The organism is Bradyrhizobium sp. B117, assembly GCF_038969555.1.
Lineage (GTDB): Bacteria > Pseudomonadota > Alphaproteobacteria > Rhizobiales > Xanthobacteraceae > Bradyrhizobium.
Window position 1 is genome coordinate 8,590,949 of sequence record NZ_CP152414.1, and the last position, 23,428, is coordinate 8,614,376.

The 23,428-nt window shown below is 59.6% G+C and carries 24 protein-coding genes; 6 read left to right on the plus strand and 18 right to left on the minus strand.

From position 1 onward, the window contains the following. Positions 1-6: 6 nt before the first annotated feature. The 14 genes from cofC to AAFG16_RS40995 all read right to left on the minus strand — a co-directional run bounded on the left by cofC (position 7) and on the right by AAFG16_RS40995 (position 12,851). A complete protein-coding gene (cofC, locus tag AAFG16_RS40930; protein ID WP_342734515.1) occupies positions 7-774 on the minus strand; it encodes a 2-phospho-L-lactate guanylyltransferase in 768 nt (255 codons plus the stop codon). Beyond that, positions 771-1,781: a 2-phospho-L-lactate transferase gene (gene cofD, locus AAFG16_RS40935; RefSeq protein WP_342734517.1), complete on the minus strand. Its 1,011-nt coding sequence runs from the start codon at positions 1,779-1,781 to the stop codon at positions 771-773. The genes cofC and cofD overlap by 4 nt, the downstream gene beginning before the upstream one ends. Next, entirely contained in the window at positions 1,778-2,542 is a 765-nt protein-coding gene (gene cofE, locus AAFG16_RS40940; protein WP_342741061.1) for a coenzyme F420-0:L-glutamate ligase, read from the minus strand. The genes cofD and cofE overlap by 4 nt, the downstream gene beginning before the upstream one ends. Positions 2,543-2,783: 241 nt before the next feature. Next, positions 2,784-3,260, minus strand: coding sequence for an Lrp/AsnC family transcriptional regulator (locus tag AAFG16_RS40945; RefSeq protein WP_342734519.1), 477 nt, complete (start codon positions 3,258-3,260; stop codon positions 2,784-2,786). Between the two features lie 25 nt (positions 3,261-3,285). Next, positions 3,286-3,948, minus strand: coding sequence for an NADPH-dependent F420 reductase (npdG, locus tag AAFG16_RS40950; RefSeq protein WP_342734521.1), 663 nt, complete (start codon positions 3,946-3,948; stop codon positions 3,286-3,288). 202 nt (positions 3,949-4,150) lie between these two features. After that, positions 4,151-4,384 (minus strand): hypothetical protein, encoded by a 234-nt coding sequence (locus AAFG16_RS40955; RefSeq protein WP_342734523.1) that lies wholly within the window; start codon positions 4,382-4,384, stop codon positions 4,151-4,153. Continuing rightward, positions 4,381-6,654 carry a xanthine dehydrogenase family protein molybdopterin-binding subunit gene (locus AAFG16_RS40960; RefSeq protein WP_342734525.1) on the minus strand — a complete coding sequence of 758 codons (2,274 nt, stop codon included), beginning with the start codon at positions 6,652-6,654 and terminating at the stop codon, positions 4,381-4,383. Before AAFG16_RS40960 ends, AAFG16_RS40955 begins: the two co-directional genes overlap by 4 nt. Then, complete coding sequence (locus tag AAFG16_RS40965) at positions 6,651-7,145, minus strand: (2Fe-2S)-binding protein (protein ID WP_342741062.1); 495 nt, start codon at positions 7,143-7,145, stop codon at positions 6,651-6,653. The genes AAFG16_RS40960 and AAFG16_RS40965 overlap by 4 nt, the downstream gene beginning before the upstream one ends. Continuing rightward, positions 7,142-8,017, minus strand: a complete 876-nt coding sequence (locus AAFG16_RS40970) for a xanthine dehydrogenase family protein subunit M (protein WP_342734527.1) — start codon at positions 8,015-8,017, stop codon at positions 7,142-7,144. Before AAFG16_RS40970 ends, AAFG16_RS40965 begins: the two co-directional genes overlap by 4 nt. Continuing rightward, complete coding sequence (locus tag AAFG16_RS40975) at positions 8,014-9,054, minus strand: LLM class flavin-dependent oxidoreductase (RefSeq protein WP_342734529.1); 1,041 nt, start codon at positions 9,052-9,054, stop codon at positions 8,014-8,016. The genes AAFG16_RS40970 and AAFG16_RS40975 overlap by 4 nt, the downstream gene beginning before the upstream one ends. A gap of 62 nt (positions 9,055-9,116) precedes the next feature. Further along, the gene (locus tag AAFG16_RS40980; RefSeq protein ID WP_342734531.1) at positions 9,117-9,437 is read right to left on the minus strand and encodes a hypothetical protein; all 321 of its coding nucleotides are present in this window, start codon (positions 9,435-9,437) and stop codon (positions 9,117-9,119) included. Beyond that, positions 9,419-11,002 carry a hydantoinase/oxoprolinase family protein gene (locus AAFG16_RS40985; RefSeq protein ID WP_342734533.1) on the minus strand — a complete coding sequence of 528 codons (1,584 nt, stop codon included), beginning with the start codon at positions 11,000-11,002 and terminating at the stop codon, positions 9,419-9,421. The genes AAFG16_RS40980 and AAFG16_RS40985 overlap by 19 nt, the downstream gene beginning before the upstream one ends. Next, positions 10,999-12,075, minus strand: coding sequence for a DUF917 domain-containing protein (locus AAFG16_RS40990; RefSeq protein WP_342734535.1), 1,077 nt, complete (start codon positions 12,073-12,075; stop codon positions 10,999-11,001). The genes AAFG16_RS40985 and AAFG16_RS40990 overlap by 4 nt, the downstream gene beginning before the upstream one ends. 44 nt (positions 12,076-12,119) lie before the next feature. Continuing rightward, positions 12,120-12,851 carry an IclR family transcriptional regulator gene (locus tag AAFG16_RS40995; protein WP_342734537.1) on the minus strand — a complete coding sequence of 244 codons (732 nt, stop codon included), beginning with the start codon at positions 12,849-12,851 and terminating at the stop codon, positions 12,120-12,122. A 402-nt stretch (positions 12,852-13,253) separates the two neighbouring features. Here AAFG16_RS40995 and AAFG16_RS41000 point away from each other — a divergent pair, with 402 nt between their 5' ends. Genes AAFG16_RS41000 through AAFG16_RS41020 form a run of 5 tightly spaced genes read left to right on the plus strand, consistent with a single transcriptional unit; the run spans position 13,254 to position 18,538 of the window. After that, a complete protein-coding gene (locus AAFG16_RS41000; RefSeq protein WP_342734539.1) occupies positions 13,254-14,666 on the plus strand; it encodes an ABC transporter substrate-binding protein in 1,413 nt (470 codons plus the stop codon). A gap of 36 nt (positions 14,667-14,702) precedes the next feature. Then, positions 14,703-15,719 carry an ABC transporter permease gene (locus tag AAFG16_RS41005; protein ID WP_342734541.1) on the plus strand — a complete coding sequence of 339 codons (1,017 nt, stop codon included), beginning with the start codon at positions 14,703-14,705 and terminating at the stop codon, positions 15,717-15,719. Then, positions 15,719-16,606, plus strand: a complete 888-nt coding sequence (locus AAFG16_RS41010) for an ABC transporter permease (protein WP_342734543.1) — start codon at positions 15,719-15,721, stop codon at positions 16,604-16,606. Before AAFG16_RS41005 ends, AAFG16_RS41010 begins: the two co-directional genes overlap by 1 nt. Then, positions 16,603-17,577: an ABC transporter ATP-binding protein gene (locus AAFG16_RS41015; protein WP_271610468.1), complete on the plus strand. Its 975-nt coding sequence runs from the start codon at positions 16,603-16,605 to the stop codon at positions 17,575-17,577. The genes AAFG16_RS41010 and AAFG16_RS41015 overlap by 4 nt, the downstream gene beginning before the upstream one ends. Beyond that, entirely contained in the window at positions 17,564-18,538 is a 975-nt protein-coding gene (locus AAFG16_RS41020; protein ID WP_271610467.1) for an ABC transporter ATP-binding protein, read from the plus strand. Before AAFG16_RS41015 ends, AAFG16_RS41020 begins: the two co-directional genes overlap by 14 nt. A 646-nt stretch (positions 18,539-19,184) precedes the next feature. Here the strand turns inward: AAFG16_RS41020 and ald are convergent. Continuing rightward, complete coding sequence (gene ald / locus AAFG16_RS41025) at positions 19,185-20,297, minus strand: alanine dehydrogenase (RefSeq protein ID WP_342734547.1); 1,113 nt, start codon at positions 20,295-20,297, stop codon at positions 19,185-19,187. 220 nt (positions 20,298-20,517) lie between these two features. Here ald and AAFG16_RS41030 point away from each other — a divergent pair, with 220 nt between their 5' ends. Next, entirely contained in the window at positions 20,518-20,877 is a 360-nt protein-coding gene (locus AAFG16_RS41030) for a hypothetical protein (RefSeq protein ID WP_342734549.1), read from the plus strand. A 92-nt stretch (positions 20,878-20,969) separates the two neighbouring features. On the opposite strand, the gene AAFG16_RS41035 is transcribed toward AAFG16_RS41030, so the two are convergent. From AAFG16_RS41035 to AAFG16_RS41045, 3 genes are all read right to left on the minus strand, one after another. Then, positions 20,970-21,671 carry a hypothetical protein gene (locus AAFG16_RS41035; protein ID WP_342734551.1) on the minus strand — a complete coding sequence of 234 codons (702 nt, stop codon included), beginning with the start codon at positions 21,669-21,671 and terminating at the stop codon, positions 20,970-20,972. Between the two features lie 397 nt (positions 21,672-22,068). Next, complete coding sequence (locus tag AAFG16_RS41040) at positions 22,069-22,329, minus strand: hypothetical protein (RefSeq protein WP_342734553.1); 261 nt, start codon at positions 22,327-22,329, stop codon at positions 22,069-22,071. A 308-nt stretch (positions 22,330-22,637) separates the two neighbouring features. Further along, positions 22,638-23,177, minus strand: coding sequence for a hypothetical protein (locus AAFG16_RS41045; protein ID WP_342734555.1), 540 nt, complete (start codon positions 23,175-23,177; stop codon positions 22,638-22,640). Positions 23,178-23,428: the final 251 nt, after the last annotated feature.

Genomic DNA, 23,428 nt, shown 5'->3' on the forward strand with positions numbered 1-23,428 from the left:
AACTCCTCACGCTCCGCGAAAAACGGCGGAGCTCTCTGCATTTTTGGCAACCAATCCCGAGCTCAACTCGGCCGCCGCATCGACGCTTGCGCGCCCCGTCTGGTCGGCGCCCATCCTCAGCCGCCTTTGCCCCAGATTAATCGAACGCAAATAGCGATCGGTGGCGGTGGACGTATTCAGGTCAAGAAAATCAAAGAGATCGGCGGGAGCATCGAGATCAAGCCCAATCCTTGCATTGCGGCACACGATAGGCTCAATGCCGAGCCGATCGGCTGCGGCCATGTGGCGGGCGAAGCTGTCGGGGCCGAAACACGGCTGCAACGGTCGGGCCAACGTGAATGCAACCGCGTTGGTGCCGCCATCGCGTGGCGCTGGGACGATCACTACGGCGTTGCCTTGCGCGGCTTGGAGAAGCGTCGAAACGTCCTCGCTCAAGATTGCCGGGACGTCACTCGGCAGAACAAGGACGAGTTCGTCCCCACGACTTTCGACGGCGGCGAGCCCGGCTGCCACTGCGGCGTTGGTTCCGTCCGCACCGCCGTCATCAATCACGACAGTCCCCAGACGAGCCGCCTCTTGAGCGACATCCTCAGCATTTGTTACCACAACGATATGATTCAATTTTATCACGCCGCATGCCGAGCTCAGAACATCGGCCAGCATCGACCGGGCCAACAGGGCGCGCTCGGATGGCGTCAGCAATGGAGAGAGCCGCTGCTTCGCGCCCGAGAACGATTTTGCCGGGATGACTACCCATGCATCACGTGTCGTCATGATGCGCCTCCCTTCGAAGGGGGCCTGCTCCGCCGTTCGTGCGTTGCGCGAAGGCTCTCGCCGAAGGCAAGCGCATGCTCGGCGAGCGTGATCTTCGACTGCAAGTCTGTCATGAGCGTAGGTGCCGGGTGTACATCGACGCCAAGGTCGGCCGAACCTGCGGCGTCCGCCGAGTCTATGACGAGACCATCGAGCAGCCCCGCATAATGCCTGGAAATTTCTGCGTTTGACGGCTCGAGGCCGAGTTCGTCCATGATCTTGCGCGTTGGCCCTTTGATTGCCTGACCGCCAATAATCGGGGAAATGGCCACAACGGGAACGCTGGTCGCACGCAGTTTTTCAGCCATCCCTGGAACAGCCAGGATTGGATCGATGCTGAGATACGGATTGGAAGGACATAGGATGATGAGCCGGAGATCCTCGGCATCCAATGACGCAAGCACCTCCTCGCTCAGGCGAGCGTTTTGCGCCCCGTTGAACCAGATCTGCTTGATAACGGGTTCGCAGCGACGTCCCACGAAATAACGCTGGAACTCGAGCTCGCCTTCCGAGCTGTCGACCATGGTGGAAAGCTTGTCATTGGTGACGGGCAGCACAGCCGAGCGAACACCGAGCCGGCGTGCAATGTCGCTGGCAATGGATGTGAGACTTTCGCCGCTTAAGCGACGGCGGGTCCGCTCGATATGCATCGCCATATCACGATCGCCGAGCAAGAACCAGGTCTCGCCGCCGATCTGCTTCAAAGCCTCCATGAAGTTCCAGGTCTCATCGGATCGGCCCCAGCCGCGCTGCGGGTCGCTGAGACCTGCGAGCGTATAAAGGACTGTGTCCAGGTCCGGTGAGATATGGAGTCCGAGATGCTCGAAATCGTCGGCCACATTGACGACCACGGTCAATCGTTCTCCGAGCACGTGCTGCAATCCAACAGCAAGCTTTGCTCCTCCGACGCCACCGCAGAGCGCCACAACACGCACCTCTCCCGGCAAAGACTGTGACCGTCCGTTCATCTGAACATGTCCCGTTCTTTCGCACGCAAGAGCGCGGACGCCGAATTGATGGGGGCACGAGAGGAGAATCCACGAACATGGACTACAGGTTGGCCTTCGGCCGCCTGTCCCATCAAGAGTGAGGCAGCGGCGGCCAGCTCATCCGCCACCGCGATCTCCGTCACCTGCATCGGCCGCCCGAACAGATCTGGCTTGCCTATCATGCTCTGAAGGGCAGGAATTCCAGCACTTCCGAGCGCCACACCTACGACGCCGTTGCGCCATGGGCGGCCGAAGCTATCGTTTATGATGACGCCGACATCGACCCCGAATTGTCGATCGAGACCGGCCTTGAGGCGCCGGCAACTGTCATCCGGATCCTCCGGCAGCAACAACAGGCGATGGCCGCGATCCTGCTCGATATTGGATTCATCTATGCCGGCGTTCGCCATCACGAAGCCGAGGCGGTGCGCAACGATGATCACATTCTGTCTTGCGCGAAGGACCTCGGTGGATTCTGAGAGCACCACCTCGATGTGCCGGGGATCCTTGCCGACCGTCTTTGCAAGCTCCTTGGCGCGGTCGGAAGGGCGCACATCATCGAGATAGACGTACCTGTTTTCCGCCTTGGACACGATCTTTTGTGCGATGACGAAAATATCGCCGGATGCGACGGCGATCTCTCCGGCCCTCGCGCCATCCGCGATGACAGCAACCAGATCGTCGCCGGCACCCACCAGAGGGATCCCGGGAAGGGCGGTGTATGTGATGCTCCTCGTCATCGCGACTTCTTCCTCCTTCGCTGCCCACATGTCTTGTTGTTTCTGGCGCGTGGGCATCTCTCCTCGAATATGATCGCTACGAGCCGTACCCGAAATCAGTTCTGCATCCTATCTGCTTCTCCTTAAGCAGGCCTAGCTAGCACACCTCCCGGATAAGGTCTTCGACGTTGGGATCCTGCAGGCGGCGCGTTTCCGCGCCATCTCCTGCCTTATTCCGAACTCCGCTTCGCAACCGGCGAGACTAGCCATGAAGCGCCGCCGGAGAAATTGACCGCTTTATGACGGTGCGCATTGCAAAGCTCGATTGCAGTCTTGCCACGCCTGGCAGACGTGACAGGTGCTGCTTATGAATGCGTTCGTAGTCCTCCATGTCGCGCGCCAGCACCGAAAGCCGATAATCGTCCGTACCGGACATCAGATGGCAGGCGATAACGTCGGCGCATTTTTGAATTTCGGCCTCGAAAACCCTGAGCGCGTCCTCGCTTTGGCGGTCGAGCGTGATGTGGACGATCACGGTCAGGGGAAAGCCAAGCGAGTTTGCATCGATCTCGGCTGAGTAGCCTTTGATGATCCCGGCTTTCTCCATTTGCAGCACGCGCCTAGCGCAAGACGTTGCCGAGAGGCCGACCCGTTCGGCCAACGCCAGCTGGCTTATTCGGGCGTCCCGAATGAGTTCGCTTAGGATTTTACGGTCCAGAGGATCGAGGGCTGTGAGCATCGCGAATGCCCGTGTGGTTTTCCATTCACGTCAGGCCGGAAATCGTGATGCCGGCACCCTTCACCTTGTATTTGCGGTTGATCGCGATCAGGACGGAGGTGAGAGCCTCGGCTGCAGCCGAGTTCGCGAGCGCACCGCCATCGATCCCGCGATTGCTCACCGCATCCGCCAGCAGCATCACCTCCTTGCGGGCCTCAGGATCATCGCTGAACACGAGAACGTCGCAGTCCGCCTTGCCTCCGGCATGGAGCTTCTGTGAGCCGACATTGTGAAACGCTCCGACCACCCGCGAGCTCGGATCAAGCTGCGATTGCGCGATCAGCGCAGCCGACCCGGCGCTCGGGAGTTGAACAACAGAGACCTTCGGCGGCACGAGCGGCACGACCGCGGTGACAACGATCTTGCCCTTGGCCGCGTCCTTGATCTCGGCCAAGCTTGTCTCATAATTGGAGAATGGCACGGCAATGACGACAATATCGCTCTTCGCTGCGGCAGCAGCGTTGGCGTCGCCGGTCACATTGGCGAACCCGTCGGATTTTAAGAGCGCGACTGCATCCTGAGCGCGCTCAATCGAGCGCGATCCAAGAATGACGGAGTATCCGGCGCGACTCCAGCTGCGCGCAAGGCCGGATCCGAGATCTCCAGTGCCGCCGACGATCGACAAAGTCGGAAGGGGCGCGTTCGACATTTGGCTTACACTCCTTTGCTTGCGGCATGACGTCTTGACGGTGAAAACTCTGCTTCGCTTGAGCGTGCCGGACCGTATTCACACCAGGCCGAACACTCAATAGGTCAATTGGCACCGCCTCTTCACGTGAACGATCTAATTCAAAGACGGCTCGGTCGCAGGTCAACAATTCTCGGCCCCTCGCCGACCAAAGAAGTTCATGCTAGCCGCCTTCAAGATAGGGAAAGAAATTGAGCTCGGCTCCCTCTTTGACTTCAGCCGATAACGGCACGACCATGTCACCAATCGAGGCCAGCCAGACCTCATGCTCAGCGCTCAAGCAGCCGATCACGTTGAGAACCGTCGCTCCCTCGGGGAGGTCAAGCTGAATGGATCCAACTCCATCGGGCAAGAACCGGCGAAGATTTCCATGCATGTTGACCTCGACGCGGATCATGAGTGCTGGGCTCGCATTGTGGCGGCAATCTTTTCAGCGGTCATCGGCAGCGAGTTCGGCCAGCAGCCAGTCGCCGCCGCGATCGCATTGCCGATTGCAGCGGGTGGCTCGATGCATGGAGGCTCTCCGACGCCCTTGGCACCGTAAGGACCGGCAACGGAGCGGCATTCGACGATAATGCTCTCGATCTCCGGGACATCCATCGCCGTCGGCATCTTGTAATCGGTCAGGTTCGCATTCATGACGCGACCATCTTGATAGACGATCTCTTCCGACAGGGCCTGGCCTATACCTTGCGCCACGCCACCCTCGATCTGGCCCTCGATATAGGTCGGATTGATCGCATATCCGACGTCCTGGGCCACGACATAGCGATTGATCGTCACTTTGCCCGTGGCTTGATCGACCGACAGGTCGACGGCGTGGGCATGGTAGCTCGGCGTATTCCAGACGGGGAGCGGATGGTTCTTGACGCGTGTCGGATCGTAGGCTGGCGCCGGCGAAATGGCCGTGCCATGCGCGATGAGCCCGCCACCGGCAAGACGCGAGATGCGCGCCAGCTCCGCGATCGAAATCGACTTGTTGCCGGCGACCACGTGCTTGTCCTGCAGCTTCATATCCTCAATCGGTGCTTCCAGCTGCTTGGCCGCGAGTTCGAACATCTGGCGCCGCAGCTCTTTAGCTGCGGCAAGGCACGCATTGCCGACAGAAAAGGTCGTGCGGCTGCCTTGAGCACCGTAGTCGAACGGCGCGGCCTGAGTGTCCACCCCGGTAACGTTGATGTCCGTCAAGTCGAGAGACAGCTCCTCGGCCAGCACTTGAGCAGCTCCCGTGATCGCGCCGGTGCCGATTTCGACGGCGCCGCTGACGAGCGTCGCACTCCCATCGGGATTGATCTTGACATAGACACCGGACGAGCCACCCGTCGTCATCCACCAGCTGCAGGCGATACCCTTGCCGCGTCCTGGCTCGGGATTACGATCCTGCCAGCCGATCGCATCGGCTGCCTTGCGCAGACATTCCTCGATGCTCACGGAGGTGTGCGTCTCGCCCGAAGGACCTGGATCCCCCTCCTTGACGACGTTGCGCAGGCGCATTTCGAGAGGATCCAGGCCGAGATCCTTTGCGATCATGTCGATCTGGCTTTCCATCGCGAAATTCGCCATCGGCCCTGCCGGAGCACGGAACGAGCCCGAATGGACCTTGTTGGTGTAGACAGCGATGCTTTCGAACGCGAGCGCTCCGGTCTTGTACGGACCTGCCATGACCTGAAGTGCGATTGCAGCCGTGCCTGGACCTGAGCCGGCATAAGCGCCACAATCCACGATGACCCGGCCGCTTCGGGCAAGAAGATGCCCGTCCTTGTCGACGGCAGTTTTGAGCAGAACCACGGAGGCCTGACGCGGAAGCGCGGCTGTGAGTTCCTCTTCGCTCGTCGACATGACCTTGACCGGGCGGGCGGTCTTGCGCGCCAGGAGAGCTGCGAAGTGCTCGACACCGATCCTCAGCTTGCCACCGAAGCCACCACCAATTCCTGGCACTGTCACGCGCACCCGCGCGGCCGGCAAATCGAGGATTTCGGCCAATGTCGTTTGCGTGTCGAACGGCAATTGGGTGTTGCACCAGACCGTCACGATTCCGTTCGCATCCCAATCCGCGGTCGCAACGCGCGGCTCGGTGTATCCTGGATGCTGCAGCGAGGTCGTGAACCGATGCTCATAGATCTTATGAGCCTTTGCGAAGGCTCCTTCGACATCGCCGACGTGAATACGGGCTTGACCTGCGATGTTGTCCTTGCGCGAAATGATCGGGAGCGCCTTGTAGGTTTCCCAATCAGGATGGATGCGGATATCGCTTGTGAGCGCCTCCTCCGGATCGTACAGCGCCGGTAGATCCTGGTATTCAACCTTGATGGCTTCAATCGCGCGCTCGGCGATCTCGCATGAAGTGGCAGCTACCGCGGCGATTGCATGTCCCATGAACAGGACACGATCGGTTGCAAACACGGTCGTGTCGCGCACCGCCGTTCCATAGCGGACCTGCGGGATGTCAGAGGCGGTGATGATGCCGCGCACGCCTGCGATCGCAGCCGCGCGCGAGATGTCGATGTTCTTGATCAGAGCGTGCGCGCGAGCACTGCGCAGGATCTTGCCGTAGAGCATACCGGGCAGCTTGAAATCTGCAGCATAAACGTGCTTTCCGGTAACTTTGCCGACACCATCCCGCCGCGGCAGGCGGTGACCGGCAACGCGATGGGTTTGAGCGTTCATTGCTTGGCTCCCGAAAGTGCGATGCGGTCTGCCGCGGTTTCCACGGCATCGATGATCTTGCGATAGCCGGTACAGCGGCACAGAGTTCCTGCGATGGCTTCCCTGATCTCGTCGCGCGAGGGCCGGCAGCCCGGATTTTCGTCCAGAAATGACTTTGCGGTCAGGATCATTCCCGGGATGCAGTAGCCGCACTGAACGGCACCGCATTCGATGAATGCTACCTGAAGGGGATGCAGATGCTCGGGATCGCCGATCCCCTCGATCGTGGTGATCGAGCATCCCTCAGCTTGGCCCGCGAGCAGGATGCAGGAATTGACGGCCCTTCCATCAAGCAGCACCGTGCAGACCCCGCACTCTGCTTCCAGGCAGTTCTCCTTGGTGCCCATCATGCCGATCTCGTTGCGCAGGACCTGCAGCAGCGTCCAATGGGGCTCAATGAGCAGCTGATGACTCTCGCCATTGACAACGATATTGAGAATTTTTCGGTTCATTGATCCTGTTCCCGAATTCGTTGCAAACACGTCTCAAGAACGCGCTCGACCATGACCGCGACAAGACCACGGCGGTAGCCGGCCGACGCGCGGACGTCGGAGATCGGACTGGACGCCTCTGCAGCGAGCCTGCCTGCCTCCGCAAAGCTTTCCTTCCCGGCGGACTGGCCAAGGAGATAGCGCTCCGCCTGTTCGGGACGGAACGCCTTTGGGCTTGCAGCGCCGATGGCGAGGCGCACGGAGGAGCAGCGCGAGGTGGAAGCCTCCAGCGTCAAACAAGCAGCAACACAAACCACCGATATTTCCATGGCGCGCCGGCGACCTTCCTTCAGGAAGGCGGTTGCGGATCTGGCCGGAAGCTTGGCAAACCGGATGTTGGTCACGATTTCGGCGGGCAAGAGACCTGTCTTTCCCGGACCGACGATGAAGTCGCGCAAGGGGGAAGAGCGCCGTCCATTGGGACCTGCCATGTCGACACTGGCATCGAGCGCGAGTAGCGGCGGCACAAAATCGGCGGCAGGCGAAGCATTGACGATGTTGCCGCCGATGGTTGCGATGTTTCGTACCTGATGGCCACCGACGACGCTGGCGGCCTCTTGCAGTGCTCGCAGATTACCTCGAAACGCAGGATGCGTTTCGATCGCACGGTACCTCGTCAGCGCCCCAAGAGTGAACGCGTCGGCAGTCTCGGTTATTTCGTTCATGCCGGGCAGGCACGCGACATCGATCAGATGTACGGGATCGATCTTCTTCCGATTGATCTGGATAACCGTGTCGGTCCCGCCGGCGACATAGCGCGCGGTCGGCGCAAAGCGTTGAGCAAGGTCGATAGCTTCAGTGACGGTGGCCGGCCGATGGAGATCAAAGCTCATGGCATGCTCCCTTGCTGGGCACGGGCGGCAGGCCACACCTCGGAGCCCATTTTGGCGATCGTGTCCTCGATCATCCCCCCTTCGGGAGCGAAGGGCATGATGATAATCCCGTCGACGCCGGCCTGGCGCAGTTCGATCACACGCGCGGTCACCTCCTCCACATTGCCGGCCAAGGTGAAGGCGTTGATATGGCGATCGGTCACGTATGGCAGCAGAGGAAGGTAAGGCGTCACCCCAGCGGCGTAATGGGCGCCCTGGACAGAGGCGAGCACGTCCTCCGGCAAGGTCAACCCCTGCTCTTCGGCTGTCTCAAACTTAAGACGGCCTGCACCGAGAAGTCTTGCAACCGTCGGACGAAGCGCGTCACGGGCGGCCTGACCGTCGGAGGCAACACAGGCATTAAGCCGAACGATCAGCCTGACGGATTTGGGATCGCGGCCCGCCTTCCTGGCCCCTTCGTCCAGTCTGGCACGGAAGGCCTTGATTTCCGGAGCATTGCCGCCCGCCTCCATGAACGCGGCATCGGCGCAAGCGCCGGCCGTCCGTTGGCCGAGCGGACCATTGCTGGCCACATAGATTGGGATATCGGCGCGAACAGGGGTGAAGTTCAGCTTGCCCTCTTTGAACTGAATGACCTCTCCCTCGTAGGTGACGGTCTCGCCGCGCAGGAGCATCCGAATGACCTCGATCGCTTCGCTGATAGCGCGCGCCGGCTTCTTCCGATCGATGCCGAGCTCAGTGAAGCCGGAAATACCGGCGCCGAGGCCGAGAATTGCGCGCTTGTTCGAAATCTCGTCGAGCGTCGCAATCGCCATGGCCGTCAGCGCCGGATGTCTGGCGTAGGGATCTGTCACGCAAGGTCCGAGCCTGACCCGAGACGTATTTTGCGCGAAATATCCCAAGCACGAATAGACCTCCCGATAGAACCGTTCATCGGCAAGCCAGACCGTGTCGTATCCGCTCGCTTCGGCGAGCTTGACGCGATCAAGCATCTTGACCATGGGCGCGTTGCCGAGAATCAGCAGGTCGAGGGTCATCTTGTTGGTGTCCTGTTTGCGCTTACGTCTTGGATCGGGCAGAGCTCAACGCGGAGAAGGGATCATTCTATCTCGTCGCTGACGAAATAGATGTTCTTCGAGCGATCGAGAAACTTGCCATAAAGCTCCTCTCGCAGTGCAACACCAGCCGGTGAGGCAAGGTCCTTGTCGTGTTGCTCCAGGCTCTTGACTTCGATCCTTTCGATGTATTGCCACGTTGAGTTTTCGGCGCCCTGGATGGGGCGGCGAATGCGATGAACCTTGTAGCTCACGTAATTGTCGAGGCTACGCACGAGAGCGTAGTCGCGCTCGCGGACCCAGGCCTCATATTCCGCTGGATCGACTCCTTCCTTGAGCGTGCTGATCAGGAAACGGACTGGCATGTGACTTTCTCCTTGGCTGTTTGCCCAATTCGGGTTGATCGAATATTGCCGACGACTTTGACACGCACGCGCATGGCATTTCCGGGCAGATAGGCGATCGGCGTATCCTCTGCCTCGACCAGGGCGAGCGATTCCGAATCCGCGCCGGCCTCCACTGCCCGGGACTCGGCAAGCTTGCGCGCTGAAGCAACCGCCTCGTCGCGCGTCAGCCCCTGGAAGACTTGATCGACTTCACCACTGACCTGCGCGATGGCTGCGCCAACCGCATTCGCGCAGCCCCCGTGCTGAACGCGGACCACCCGCCCGACACCCTGCAATTCTTCAGGAACAAGAAACGCGCCGCCACCGACCGCAATGAGCGTGACGTCTGAAGCGTTTGTCTTCATCCGGTCGACGTTCTCTTCCAGCATCTCCTTGGAGCGGCGCAAAATCCTCTTCACGTCATCGGCAGTGATGTGTGCCACACGGTTGCGATCGCCAAGGTCGATCAGTCCGGCGGCAACACCGATGTCGGTCGCCGTCACGCGATTGCCGCCAAACACCAGCGCTTCCGTGGACAGACGATATCCGACGCTGAGCGGCCCGATGGTTGCCGCTTCAAGTTCGATATGGCTGCCGCCACCGAGTCCGATCGAAACGAGATCCGGCATACGGAATAGGGTCCTAACACCTCCTATATGTACGACGGTGTTGGCTTCACGGGGAAAGCCGTTCCGCAAGTAGCCAAAGTCCGCCGTCGTGCCGCCGACGTCGACCACCACCGCATCTTTGAGCCCCGAAAGATAGGCCGCACCGCGCATCGAGTTGGTTGCACCGGAGGCGAAGCTGAACACGGGGTAGGTAGCGGCACGCGAGGCCTCCGCGACCGTGCCGTCGTTTTGCGTGACAAAAAGGGGCGCGTTAAGTCCGACCTTTGACTTGGCATGCTCAAAGGCCGTGATGGTTTCCCGTGCAAGCGCAATGAGAGAGGCATTGAGAATGGCCGCGTTCTCACGTTCGAGCAATCCGATCCCGCCGAGCAAATGTGCGCAGGTCACCGACACATCGGGGATTTCTTCGCGCAGGATGGCGGCGACCGCTTCTTCGTCGGACGGATCAAGCGGAGAGAACAGTGCGTTGACCACGACGTATTTGAGGCCGAGATTGCGGATTTCGCGCGCAATTCGCCTGGCTGCCGCAATATCCAGAGGGGCGAACCTGCGCCCGTCGTAGTCGTGACCGCCTTCGATTTGCCAGACCCCGCCATTGGCGAGCTCAGCCAGCCCAGCTGGCCAATCGGTGAAGGGCGGCAAGGAGCTCGTGGCGGGAAGTGCGACCCGGATCACCGCCACTTTCGTCAGATGACGGCGCTGAACGACCGCATTGATGAAGTGCGTCGTGCCGATCATCAGCGCGTCGAGACCGCTCGCATGCTCGGCACTCAGATCGAGTGCCTCGATGGCCGCAGCCACACCACTGGTGACGTCGGCCGTGGTGGCGACCTTCACGCCTTGCACGACCTTTCCGCCGTCGATCAGCACGGCATCCGTATTGGTACCACCTACGTCAATCCCAATGCGTCTCATGAGCAGAATACCGACTTGAAATCGATGTCATAACCAAAGGCGCGGGGGCCGACATGGTCGAGCCCGCGTGGCGAGAGGAAGACCGGAGCCGCCGGCAGCGCGATCACGGTTGTCCGCTGACCGTAGCGAATGGTTTCCGTTCCGATCGCTTCGCCGGATTCACTGTCGAGAACGCAAATGAGGTCGGGCGTCGAGACGAGCGCCTGCCCATCACGCCACACGACGATCCACTCGTTCTGGAAGTCGATCCGGATCTGGCTCCCGTAATCATCGCCAAGCCCCTCCACGACTGTGCGGCCGCGCAGGAAGCCCTCCGTTGTCCGCCGCTCGACTTCAACGATCTTGCCGGAGAACAGGAACTTGCCGGATTCCGCTTTCAGAATGGCTGCAATCGGGTCGGCGTGCTGCCGGTTGGCCTCGGCAACCGCCCGCCCGAGATTGATGGCCTTGGATGTGGTACGGGGAATGGCCCATTTCTTCACCTCAGCACCGGTGCGCGGCGCCTTGCAGGTCGCGACGATGGATCCGAACTCGGTACAAAGCTTGCGGCTCACACGCTCCATCCATTTCCAGGAGGAGGTTTTGCCAACGATGGCCTCATTACCGCGCGGGTCTACGGAGGTCAGCGGATAGGGAGCGAGACCGCCCACCGCAAAGCTCGTCATTTGCGCCTCAGGATAGGCACGTCCCATCGCATCGGCGTCGACAACTGGAATTTTCAGGTGGACGGCAGCGAGCAAGGACTGCATGCCGTTACCGCCACCGATTTCGACTGCCATCACCGCCCTGAACTTGCGACCAAGATGCTCCTCCATGGCCGATACGGCGCGAGCGATCAGCCTGCTGTCGACCAGACGCTCCTGGAAAACAAGCGGCGCGCCCATGATGGAGACAACCGCGATCGCATCATCATCGTCCAGCTCGTCGGGATCGATCAGATCGACGCGAACACCTTCATTGTAGAAGCGCCGCAAGTTCAAAAGCGCGTGATACGGACTACCGCCGCCACCCGTTCCGAGAATCCAGGCGCCGACGGAGAGCGCCTCGATATCCTCCGGACTCAATTGTCTCATCTATAGCCTCCGAGCCGCGTCAGTTGCGGCGATAAAAAACCAGATCACGCAGCAACCGGGCCACCGCCGCCAAGAGCGCGCTGCGCCCGCTGCAAGAGAAACTGATCGCCGAAGCGGTGCGCGATACGCTGAGCGGCAGTCGTAAGCAGCGTGATCGCGCGATTCCTCTCCTCATCGCTCATGTGCGAGGCTGGATAGGAAATACAGAAGCCCACCGTCTCGCGGATTTCTGGATCGGAGACGCTCACCGAGATTGAGCCGACCCCGGGGATCGCCTCATCGAGGGCCTCGGCCCAGCCGAACCGGCGCGGCTGATCCAGCGCCGCCACCAGTTCGTCGACATTTTGAGGAGCGCGCGGCGAAGGCGGAGTGACGCCTTCAGCATGAAGGGAGCGCACCACACTATCCGGAAAGCGCGAGAGCAGACTGCGCCCAATCGCAGTCGCAAATGCAGGAGCACGCTGGCCCAGCGGCGTGAAGACACGCAAGGCGTGGGAGCCCTGATGCATCCGGATGACCAGAACATCCGCACCATCAAGGATCGAGACATAACCGGTGTGCCCGGTCTCTCGAGTGATCTCCTTTACGGCCTCATCGACGGCGTCAATCAGGGAAGAGTTCAGCTTGTAGAGGCGCGAAATCTCGAAAAGCAGATTTCCGACCTTATAGCGCGGCGGATTCTCCGAGCGCGACAGCAGCCCCTCAAGCAGCATCGTCTTCAGCAACCGAGATGCTGAACTTTTAGGCATATTCAACAGCTGCGAGACATCTGTCACCGAGACCTCGAGCCTGCCCGGCCCGAAAAGTCTAAGGATTTGCGCTGCGTTTTCTATTGAGCCCACTTTTTAATCACCTAGTTTCGTATATTGAAACTGAGTTGACAATAACAGAACGATGACAATAATGCAAGCCATCGCGCACCGGATGACCGGCAAATCTTCGCGTAAAGTCAGGAGGGGAATGAGATGACAAGCGACACACGCCGTCGAGATTTCTTGAAGTTTGCCGCAACGAGCGTCGCAGCCCTTACATTCACGAGCACAGCTCGCTTGGCTGCCGCTCAGGAAAAGCGAACGCTGACAGTCGCCTGGGATGCCGATATCGACACGCTCGATCCGGCGTCCTTCAAGACGTCGGCCGGCTACACCGTGCAGGCCAACGTTTACGACAGCCCGCTGATGTGGAAGGTGCAGCCGGTCGACGGAAAGCCGGGGGTGTCGCAAGCAAAGCCTGGCGAGATCGAGGGTGGCATCGCCCAGTCCTGGTCCTTTGAAAATGGCGACGCCACGCTGGTGCTGAACATCCGCAAAGGCTTGAAATTGCCGAGCGGCCGCGACGTCAACGCCACTACCCTGAAGTATCTCCTCGACCGCGGGCTGCAGTCGCCCGGTTATATGCGTCTCCTGTTTCCGCGCCTTCTCGGGGTAACCAAGCCCGAGCAATTCAAGGCGCGCGACAACTTCACGATCGAAATCAACATGCCCTCGCCAAGCCCGATGGCGCTGGACATGATGGCGCTTATGAACAACGCGCTGCTTGATCCGGAAGAGGTCAAGGCGAATGCGACCGCCGATGATCCCTGGGCCGCCAACTGGTTGAAGCGAAACACAGCCGGGCTCGGGCCGTACCAGCTGGTGAAGAACCAGCCAGGCGTCGAGGTCGTGTTGGAAGCGCAGGCCGATCACTGGCGTGGTCGCCCCTATTTCGATCGGGTCGTCCTCAAGTATGTGCCGAACGAAGCTGACCGCGTGCTGCTGCTCAAGCGCAAGGCCATCGACATGGTGGTCGGCAGATCAACGCTATCTCCGCGCAATGTAAAGAGTCTCGAGGCGGAGCCAGGTTTGAAGACCGTCTCCGTGCCGGACACCCTGTGTCACTGGCTTTGCATGAACACGCAGAAGGCGCCGCTTAACAATGTCAAAGTGCGCCAGGCCATCAATTACGCCATCCCGGTGCAAGCCATCATACCGAGCGTGCTGTATGGTTTTGGCACCGAGATGAAGAGCCCTGTGCCGAGTTTGACGCCCGGTTACGACAGCACGATCAGTCCCTACAAGTACGACATCGCAAAGGCCAAGGAGTTGATGCGCGAAGCGGGCTTCGGCAATGAGCCTATTCCGATCGATCTTGCGGTACGCGCTGGATGGCAGCCGCACGAGCAGGCCTCGGTCTGGCTTCAGACCGAGCTGGAGAAGATCGGCTTCAAGCTGAACATCGTCAAGGAAACCGAAGCCACCTTCCGCCAGATCGCAACCAAGGGCGATCACCAGCTTTCGATCGAGTCTTGGCAGTCGTGGATCAACGATCCCTTTTATCACCTGTTCTTCAACTTCCACAGCACAGCGAAAGGAACCAACACCTCATTCTATTCCAATCCGGAAGTCGACAAGCTGATCGATGAGAACATGCATGAAACCGACACCAGCAAGCGTCTGGCCGCGGCAAAACGCCTGCAGGAGATCATTATCGGCGACGCCGTCTGGGGGCATCTCTGGTACGAGAACTGGACCCGCGTCATGCGATCCGACCTCATTGGTATTGAGAAGCGCTGGGATAGTTATGAGCGCTTTTTCAGCATGAAGCTCGCCTGAGCACGTCGTCTTCGTCTCAATAGGGAGAGCGCTTCAATGGGTTTCTTCAATTATGTCATGCGACGGTTTGCGCTGGCTCTGCCGACCTTGTTCGGCGTTAGCGTGATCTGCTTCACCCTCACCTACCTGCTCCCTGGCAATCCGGCCATGGTCAAGGCGGGCCCGTTCGCCACGCCCGAACATCTCGCTGAAATGGAGCACCAAATGGGCCTGGATCGCCCGTTCCCGGAGCAATACTACCGCTACGTATCCGGCATCTTCAAAGGCGATCTTGGTGAGAGTGCCTCGACGGGACGGCCGGTTTCGCAGGACTTTCTTCAGCGCCTGCCCGCCACTCTCGAGCTCAATCTTGCGAGCCTTCTCATCGCGATCGTGATCGGACTGCCTCTTGGGGTCCTTTCTGCGGTGCATCGCGACACATTGATCGACCATATCGGACGCGTGGTCGGCATCATGGGTGTCGCAATGCCGAGCTTCCTGACTGGGCTCCTGTTCGTTTACGTCTTCTTCTACATGCTCAACCTGGCCCCCTCACCGCTGGGTCGCCTGGGATCTGGCATAGAACCTCCCGCACATATAACAGGGCTTTATGTGATCGACTCCCTGCTTACCGGCAACTGGACAACCTTACGATCAAGTCTGAATCAGCTCATGCTGCCTGCAGCGACCCTCGGGCTTAGCGCAATCGCGCCAGTCGCGCGCATGGTGCGGTCCACCATGCTTGAGATCCTCGAGTCCGACTACATCAAGGCGGCATGGGCGGCCGGATTGCCGCGAAGAACTGTGATCTATCGGGACGCGCTGCGAAATGCGCTGATTCCCGTCATCACGATTTCCGGAATTGTTTTTGGATTTCTAATGGCCGGGAATGCGGTCGTCGAAAGCGTGTTCTCATGGCCTGGTATCGGCAATTACGCGGTGACTGCATTGCTTACGAAGGACTCGGCTCCGATCCAGTCTTTCATCCTGTTCGTCGCAGTGACGTGTGTCATGGTCAATTTGGCGGTCGATATTGCGTACGGTCTCATTGATCCCCGGATTAGGTTCAGCTGATGTCCTCATCATTGTCTATCTCCTCTTCGATTTCGCAACCAGCGGCTTCATCACTGGTGTGGCAGCGGCTTCAGCGCAATCCCGTCTCCTTTGCGGCACTGTGCGTGATCGTGCTGATCGCGGCGGCGGCGATATCGGCGCCGATCGTGGCGCCCTACGCGCCCGACGCCACCGACCCCGCAGCCTCTTTGCAGCCGCCTTCCTGGCATCATGCGCTCGGCACTGACGAGTTCGGTCGCGATCAACTCTCGCGGATCATTTTTGCCGCGCGTGTCGACCTCCTGGTTGCCTTTGCAGCAACGTTTGTTGCCGTTTCAATCGGGGGATTGCTTGGAGCGGTCGTCGGCTACAGCCGGGGGTGGGCTGATACGATCGCGATGCGCGTCGTCGATGCTCTGATGGCTTTCCCGGCCTTTGTACTGGCTATGGGCATCACGGCGGGCCTTGGCAATTCCACCACCAATGTCGCAATTGCTATCTCGATCACGCAAATCCCGGCCTACCTGCGGCTGACCCGTGGAGAGATGCTTCGGCTCCGCGAGATGGAATATGCCGATGCTGCTCGCACTCTCGGCAATCCGACCTGGAGGATTGTGTTGATTCACCTGCTGCCGAACTGTCTTCCGCCGCTGATTGTGCAAGCGACGCTCTCGACGGGCTTTGCCCTTCTGACGATGGCCTCGCTCTCCTTCATTGGACTTGGAATTCAGCCGCCACAGAGCGAATGGGGCGTGATGACCGCAGAAGGTGCCTCACAGATCGTTACCGGAGAATGGTGGCTGTTCCTGTTTCCCGGCCTTGCGATCATGACCTCCGTTCTCGCATTCAACCTTATCGGTGACGGATTGCGTGATTTGCTGGACCCGCGCATGAGGGGTTTGAGATGACCGAGCTGCTTGAGATCTCTGATTTGACCGTCCATTTTGAGATCAACCAGGGCGCCATCGAAGCAGTCGACCACATCAACCTGACCATCCGCCGGGGGGAGGTTCTCGGGCTGGTCGGCGAGTCCGGGTCGGGAAAGTCGGTCACGTCTTTTGCCATTCTGCGCCTGATCCGTCCGCCAGGGCGTGTCTCCGGAAGGGTTCACTTTGACGGCGTAGACCTTGGCACGCTTTCTGAGGAAGAGATGCGGCGCATGCGCGGCGGAAAGATCGCGATGGTATCGCAGACGCCGCGAACCGCGCTCAACCCGCTCCTGACCGTTGGAAAGCAGATTTCACGCTTGCTGATGGTGCACGCCGGCTTGTCGCCACGAGAGGCCGACAAGAAGATGCTCGAGATGCTGCGCCTTGTCCGCATTCCGGCGCCCGAAAAGCGAGCCAAGCAATACCCGCATCAGCTCTCGGGAGGAATGTGTCAGCGGATCATGATCGCTATGGCGCTTGCAACCTCCCCTCAGCTCCTGCTCGCGGACGAGCCAACGACCGGGCTCGACGTTTCGATCGCGGCCAAGATTCTTGATCTGCTGCGCGAATTGAGCGCGAAAACAGGTGCGGCGATCATGCTCGTCACGCACGATCTTGGCGTCGTTGCCGAGATCTGCGACCGCGTCGCCGTTATGCATGCCGGCCAGGTTGTTGAATGCGCGCCCGTGCGGGAGCTGTTCCATAATCCGGCCCATCCCTACACGAAGGCGCTCGTCCGATCGATACCGAGGGTCGATCGCGACGTCGTTCTAGAGCCCATACCAGGGTCGGTTCCTTCCCTGGTCAACCCGCCGAGCGGGTGCCGTTACGCAGGGCGCTGTGAGTGGGTGATGGATCGCTGTCGCGCCGCACGCCCTACGATGATCGAGGCCGGTCCCGGCCATGTTGTAGCATGTTATGGATTCGAGGAACGCCGTGGCACTTGTTGAGATACGTGATCTGCAGATGCATTTTCCGCTCGGCGGGGTGGCCGGCACTCTCGCGCGCCTACGCGGTCAGGAACAGCCCGTCGTGCGGGCGGTCGATTCAGTCTCCTTCGATATAGAAGCCGGCGAGACGGTTGGATTGGTTGGCGAATCCGGCTGTGGAAAATCGACCGTCGCGCGTTGCTTGGTTCGGCTAGTCGAGCCGACGGCGGGATCCGTCCGCTATGATGGCACGGACATAGCGAGGCTTGATGCCCATGCCATGAAGCCGTTGCGCCGCGATATCCAGATGGTGTTTCAGGATCCTACTGCCTCGCTCAATCCTAGACTAACGGTGAGACGGATGGTCGAGGAGGCCCTCACGCTCCATACCAAGCTTCCGGCGAAGGAGCGGCGCGAGCTCGTCGAGGAGCTCATGCAGGAGGTGGGGCTCGGCCGCGATCTGTTGGACCGGTATCCGCACGAGCTTTCGGGCGGTCAACGCCAGCGGGTCAATATCGCCAGGGCGATTGCAACGAATCCCCGCTTCGTTGTTCTTGACGAGCCAACCTCCGCACTCGACGTATCGCTACGCTCGCGGGCAATTCTCCTGTTGGAGAAACTGCGCGAGCAACTCGGGTTGTCTTACCTGTTCATTTCACACGATCTGGCCACTGTGAAGTACCTGGCGAGCCGCGTTGCCGTGATGTATCTCGGCAGCATAGTGGAGATGTCGGGCACCAAGGATCTGTTTGCAAAGCCCTTGCATCCCTACTCGCGCGCTTTGCTAGCGGCCGTTCCAGTTCCGGATCCTGACGCAAAGCGCGACGATTTCGCTTTGTCGGGCGAAATTCCAAGCCCTATCGATATCGCGCCTGGATGCAGACTGAGAGGTCGCTGTCCGTTGGCCAAACCTGTATGCGCGGAAAGACCGCCTTTGAAGGAGGTTGCGCCCGGCCGGTTCGTGGCCTGTCACCTGGTCTGATAAGGACGTCTATAAATGTTAGAGCCGCGGTGCTGAGGAGCTCGAGTTCAAGATGGCTGTTGTCCGGTTTGTTTTTGCGGCATTGAAGCCTTGAGGTCAGCGCAGTTGACTATGAACGAGTCGAACGCGACGTGGATTGTGTGTTTCCTTCGAAGTTGAAGTTGATCGTGAGCTATCGCACGCATCGAATCACCGAAACGACCTCTCCTGTGGCCCGCGGGACTATTGAGCGTAGACCGATCGTGCGGTCTGCGAGGCTGAACTCGCTGTCGCAGGCAAGCGAACTGATCGACGAACTTTACGAGAAGCATTTGGTTGGATAAATCGAAGACGGTATCGGTCTGGTCGGAACGTATCGAGCCGTGACACCCGCGACGAGGCGCTTGGTCTGGATGCGTCTGCTTCGGATCTACTCGTTCTGATGCACCTACGCCCTGATCATCCGCGCCGGTTCTGAGGAAGAGCCCGGGGGATGCTTCACGTAGATTCAATCACCCTATAAAAGGGGCCAAGCCAACAAACACGAATTCTCGGCTTCGGCTGGGCAAGGTTGCAGGCCGGATGCCCTTCGCGTCCTTAAAAAAAGGGCCACTCCAAGGAGCGGCCCTTAAGTGAGGGAGGAAACGTCCCATAGGGACTTCTGGGATCAGGCCGCAGCCTGTTCGATCGGGGAGAATGGCAGGCCTAGGCTCTCGGCTACAGTCCTGTAAGTGAGCCGGCCGCGATAGATATTGAGGCCAGCGCGCAGATGCGGATTTTCGAGGACCGCCGCGAAACCCTTGTTGGCGAGCGCCAACCCGAACGGCAGTGTGGCATTGTTCAGTGCTTGGCTTGACGTGAGCGGGACGGCTCCGGGCATATTGGCGACGCAATAGTGAATTACGCCATCGACCTCGTAAGTTGGATCCGCGTGCGTGGTCGGGCGCGATGTTTCGAAGCAGCCCCCTTGATCGATGGCGACGTCAACGATGACGGAGCCCTTGCGCATTGATGCCAGCATGCTGCGGCTGACGAGTTTCGGCGCGCTTGCACCGGGAACGAGGACCGCGCCGATGACAACGTCTGCTGCAAAGACTTCCTCTTCGACGGCGTCTATGGTCGAGAATCTGGTACGAACGCGGCCTTCGAACAGTTCATCCAGCTCGCGAAGGCGCGGGATCGAGCGGTCGAGGATCGTGACCTCGGCACCCAGGCCGGCGGCTATTCGGGCCGCATGAGTCCCAACGACGCCGCCTCCGATCACGACGATGCGAGCCGGCTGCACGCCAGGAACGCCGCCAATCAACAGCCCCCGCCCGCCGGTATAGCGCGTCAGGGCGCGGCCTGCCGCTTCGACCGCAAGCCTTCCCGCAACTTCGCTCATCGGCGCGAGCAGCGGAAGCCCGCCATGCGCATCCGTCACCGTCTCATAGGCGATGGCGGTGCATCCAGATTCGAGGAGTCCCTTCGCCTGTTCCGGGTCTGGCGCCAGATGCAGGTAGGTGAAAAGGATCTGCCCCTCTCGCAGCTCAGTCCATTCGGAGGGTTGGGGCTCCTTCACCTTTACGATCATCTCGCTCGATGCGAAGACCTCACGAGCTGAGCCGACAATCGATGCGCCGGCGTTGCGATAATTGTCATCGCTCGCGCCAATGCCGGCACCCGCATTGGTCTCGACCAGTACACTGTGACCGGCAGCTACATATTCTCGGACGACGCCAGGGGTTAGACCCACGCGGTATTCGTGCGTCTTGATTTCCTTAGGCACCCCGACCTTCATATGCAATCTCCTCGTTGGACGCCCCCCTTCTAGTCGAAAGGCCAAGTTGTTTCTCTGCAAAATCGGGGAGAACGGGCGGCATAACGGCGAGAATCTCCGCTCTCCGAGGGCATCTTGCAGAATTCCAAGCAGTCGTTGTCCTGTCCTTTCTCAGGGGGCGCGGCGCGCGGCCAGAATCGCTCGGGGCTCAGTTCTTGAGGCATGCGCCACAAGCGTCCGATTGCTGCTGATGATACAGCCAAAGGCGAAGGTGCGCCTGCCCGTGGCGTTTTCCCGCCCAGAGCCGGCTCAAGGGCAGCAGCGCCAGCGCAGCGACGCCAGCTGTTCCTGCATGACGGGCTCGTTGCAATCGTGCAGGGGTACCGAGCGCGCGCATGACGACGGCAAGGGCTTCAACGTCGATCTGATCGGCCTACCCGGCGGCGGACGGCGCGCCATCCGCGTGCGTAAGGAAGCAGTGGCTGATCATATCATCAGGAGCCTGAGGACACCGACGTGGCTCTGTGCGATTCTTCCCGGAGCAGCGGCGAGGCCCGCTGTCGTGGCAAGGGAGACCATCCTCAAGCCTTGGAATGGTTGAAGTCCGTTGAGAGCTGATGACCCGCAAGGTCCAGAGCTACTTGCCCCGCATTGGCAATGATGCGGGGCACTTTTGTTGAACTAATTTCGGGCTCAGCCTTTAGGTTCGCTGCATTTCAGAGATGCATCAGAAGTGGTCGCCTTTGCTGGTGAAGCACCTCCGACGGAGTTTTTGAGCAGATCGCCAAATCTTTGTTTCTCCTCGGCAGGGCCGATTACCGCCCAGTACGAGACGATCGTGCAGTGCCCATCCTTGTCGTGGCCCCACCCGGTAAGGTTTCCAATGAAGATGTCGTCGTTATCCGTTTCGAGCCGCTGCCCAACAAATGCGCCCATCCCTAGCTTGTCAGTGCTCGAAATGTACGTGAACATCAAAAGATCTCCGGAACGGGAGCCCTTCACTTTGAAGTTGCGGGGATTCCCTTTTCTGTTGGTACGCTCGGCAACGTCTCGATCCTGGATCATCCTTCCAGAGGCCAGAACGTGCCGGGACACTAGGAATTCGTATTGATCGGCAGGACCATCAGAAGGATCAGTGTAGATGTACAGCGCCTGCTCAAGACTCATCAGCCGTATGAGCCAAGGGATGACGTTTTGCTCGAACGGGTCACGAATAAAGCCGACGACAACGGCTGCCACGACAAAACCTAGCGCTGCTTTCAGGCCCTGACGCGCCAGATCAGGCGCCAGCGGCCGCACCGCGTCGCGAGCCCGCTTCCAATACCATTTTGCGAGCAGAAATCTCGGAGGTAATACGAGCTCTTTGCCAGCTCGTGTCTTGCGCGAATTGCCCATGCTCCCACCCCAAAGAACTTCTCGGGCGCAAAACGCCCGAGAAGCCTTTTGCATCCTTAACCGCCGCAGAGCGTCGAGTTTGCCCTGACGATGACCGGTGCCGACGGACGAGAGCTGCGCATCAGATCCTCCATGCGAGCAGTAGAGTTGCTCGCTCTCATCATGTTGGAAGGCGAAAGGAGCGGTTCAAGAGAGTCGATAAAAAAACCAGAGCTTTCCGGTAAGTGCCGGATATTATTTGCTTCCCATCACCTACCGCATCGCAAACAGCTACTATAGTCCTATGCTTACCGCGACATTACAGGCGCGCCCCACGCCATCTGCCATTCGAAAACAGCGAATACTCGGGCAACTCGAGTCGGAGAATTTCAGGCGTTTCGCCACGACGTCCGCGCTCCTACCAGTTAAAAAATAAAACAACCGTCTGACAAAGAGCCGAAGCACCAGCTGCGCTAGCGGCCAAGGCATTGAAGGTGCTCTGCAGGTTATAGGCAGCTCCCAGGGCGTTGAGCTTTTCAGCCTCTTCCCTCATCCCAATCGTCCCTTTGACTCCAGCAAACTTGTTTCCTGAATTCACCTTCGCAGACAAGAACCACAAACTGGCGGCCAGGATCGCTAGAGCGGCCGTCGCCAAATTGAAGAAGTGCTTCGCTGTCAATCTTTCCCCCGTATGTTTGCGAGCCGCGGGGCCATCTAACGGCAGCGCACCTTCGCATAGATGGTGCAGCCCTGCGTCCCGTCGCAGAACAAGACCTCTTTCCATCCGGAGGGGTCACAGTCGCCCTCCCAGCATTTATGGTTCGGAGGAAGGGTGCTGCAATCCCGGTGCGGGCCGTCGCGCAGAATACCGGCGATGGCTCCCGCCCTCATTATTGCTTGCGCCTCTTCAGGCGTCTTCCGCTCCGTTGCGTAGCCCAGCTGATGCGCTTCCTCGACCGACTGCGGAATCCTTACGGCGCCTGCCATTTACGGCCCTCCTTTGCGAATGGCTGCCGCGACGGCTTGTCCGATCAGTGCGGCGTTGTGGATTGCGGCGGCTTCGGCGGCGGCGGCGTCCCCAGGCGGTGCGATGGTGATTGTCACATCGTGGGTACGTGTGCGCGTAGCGTTCACGAATGGAGAGTCCGGGTTGGCCGTAAACTCCACCAGCTTCCACGTTGGCGTAACCGAACCACCATAAACAACCACGAAGGTCACCTCGTAGCTGAATGCGCTGTAAGGACCAATGATTGTTCCTGGCACGGTCGACAAGAAGATCTTCTTATCCAGGAACTGGCCGATCTTGAGATCTCCCTCGATCAGTATCTCTCCTGGCCTCTCGCACGGATTTACAATCGGCCTTGCTGAGCGCAGCTCCCTGAGCGGGTAAGTGAAGGAGATCGTTTCAATTCTTGTCGCTTCTGAAGAGGCATTCACTCCAGCGCCGAGCGTGAATGACCTCGTATCGGAAAGAGTTCGCACCCACGACAGGCCTGGGTTCGCGCTGCCCTTCTCATCAACGGTCAACTTTAGAGTAACTGTTGCCAACCAGTCTTTGATCCAATCAGCCCTGTTGCCGCTCCGTTGACCCGCCCCATAGTATTTCCGGATCGCATCATCCGCTCCCTTGTGCAGCTCGCACTTGATGTGGTTGATGATACGATTTCTGTAATTTTCTGGCTTTCAGGAGGCTCGTGCCACTCCTGCATCTCCGGGACGTAAGCCCCGCAGCCCCCAAAAAGGGCAATAGCTGCCGCGCAAAGCAGAAGCCCACAAAT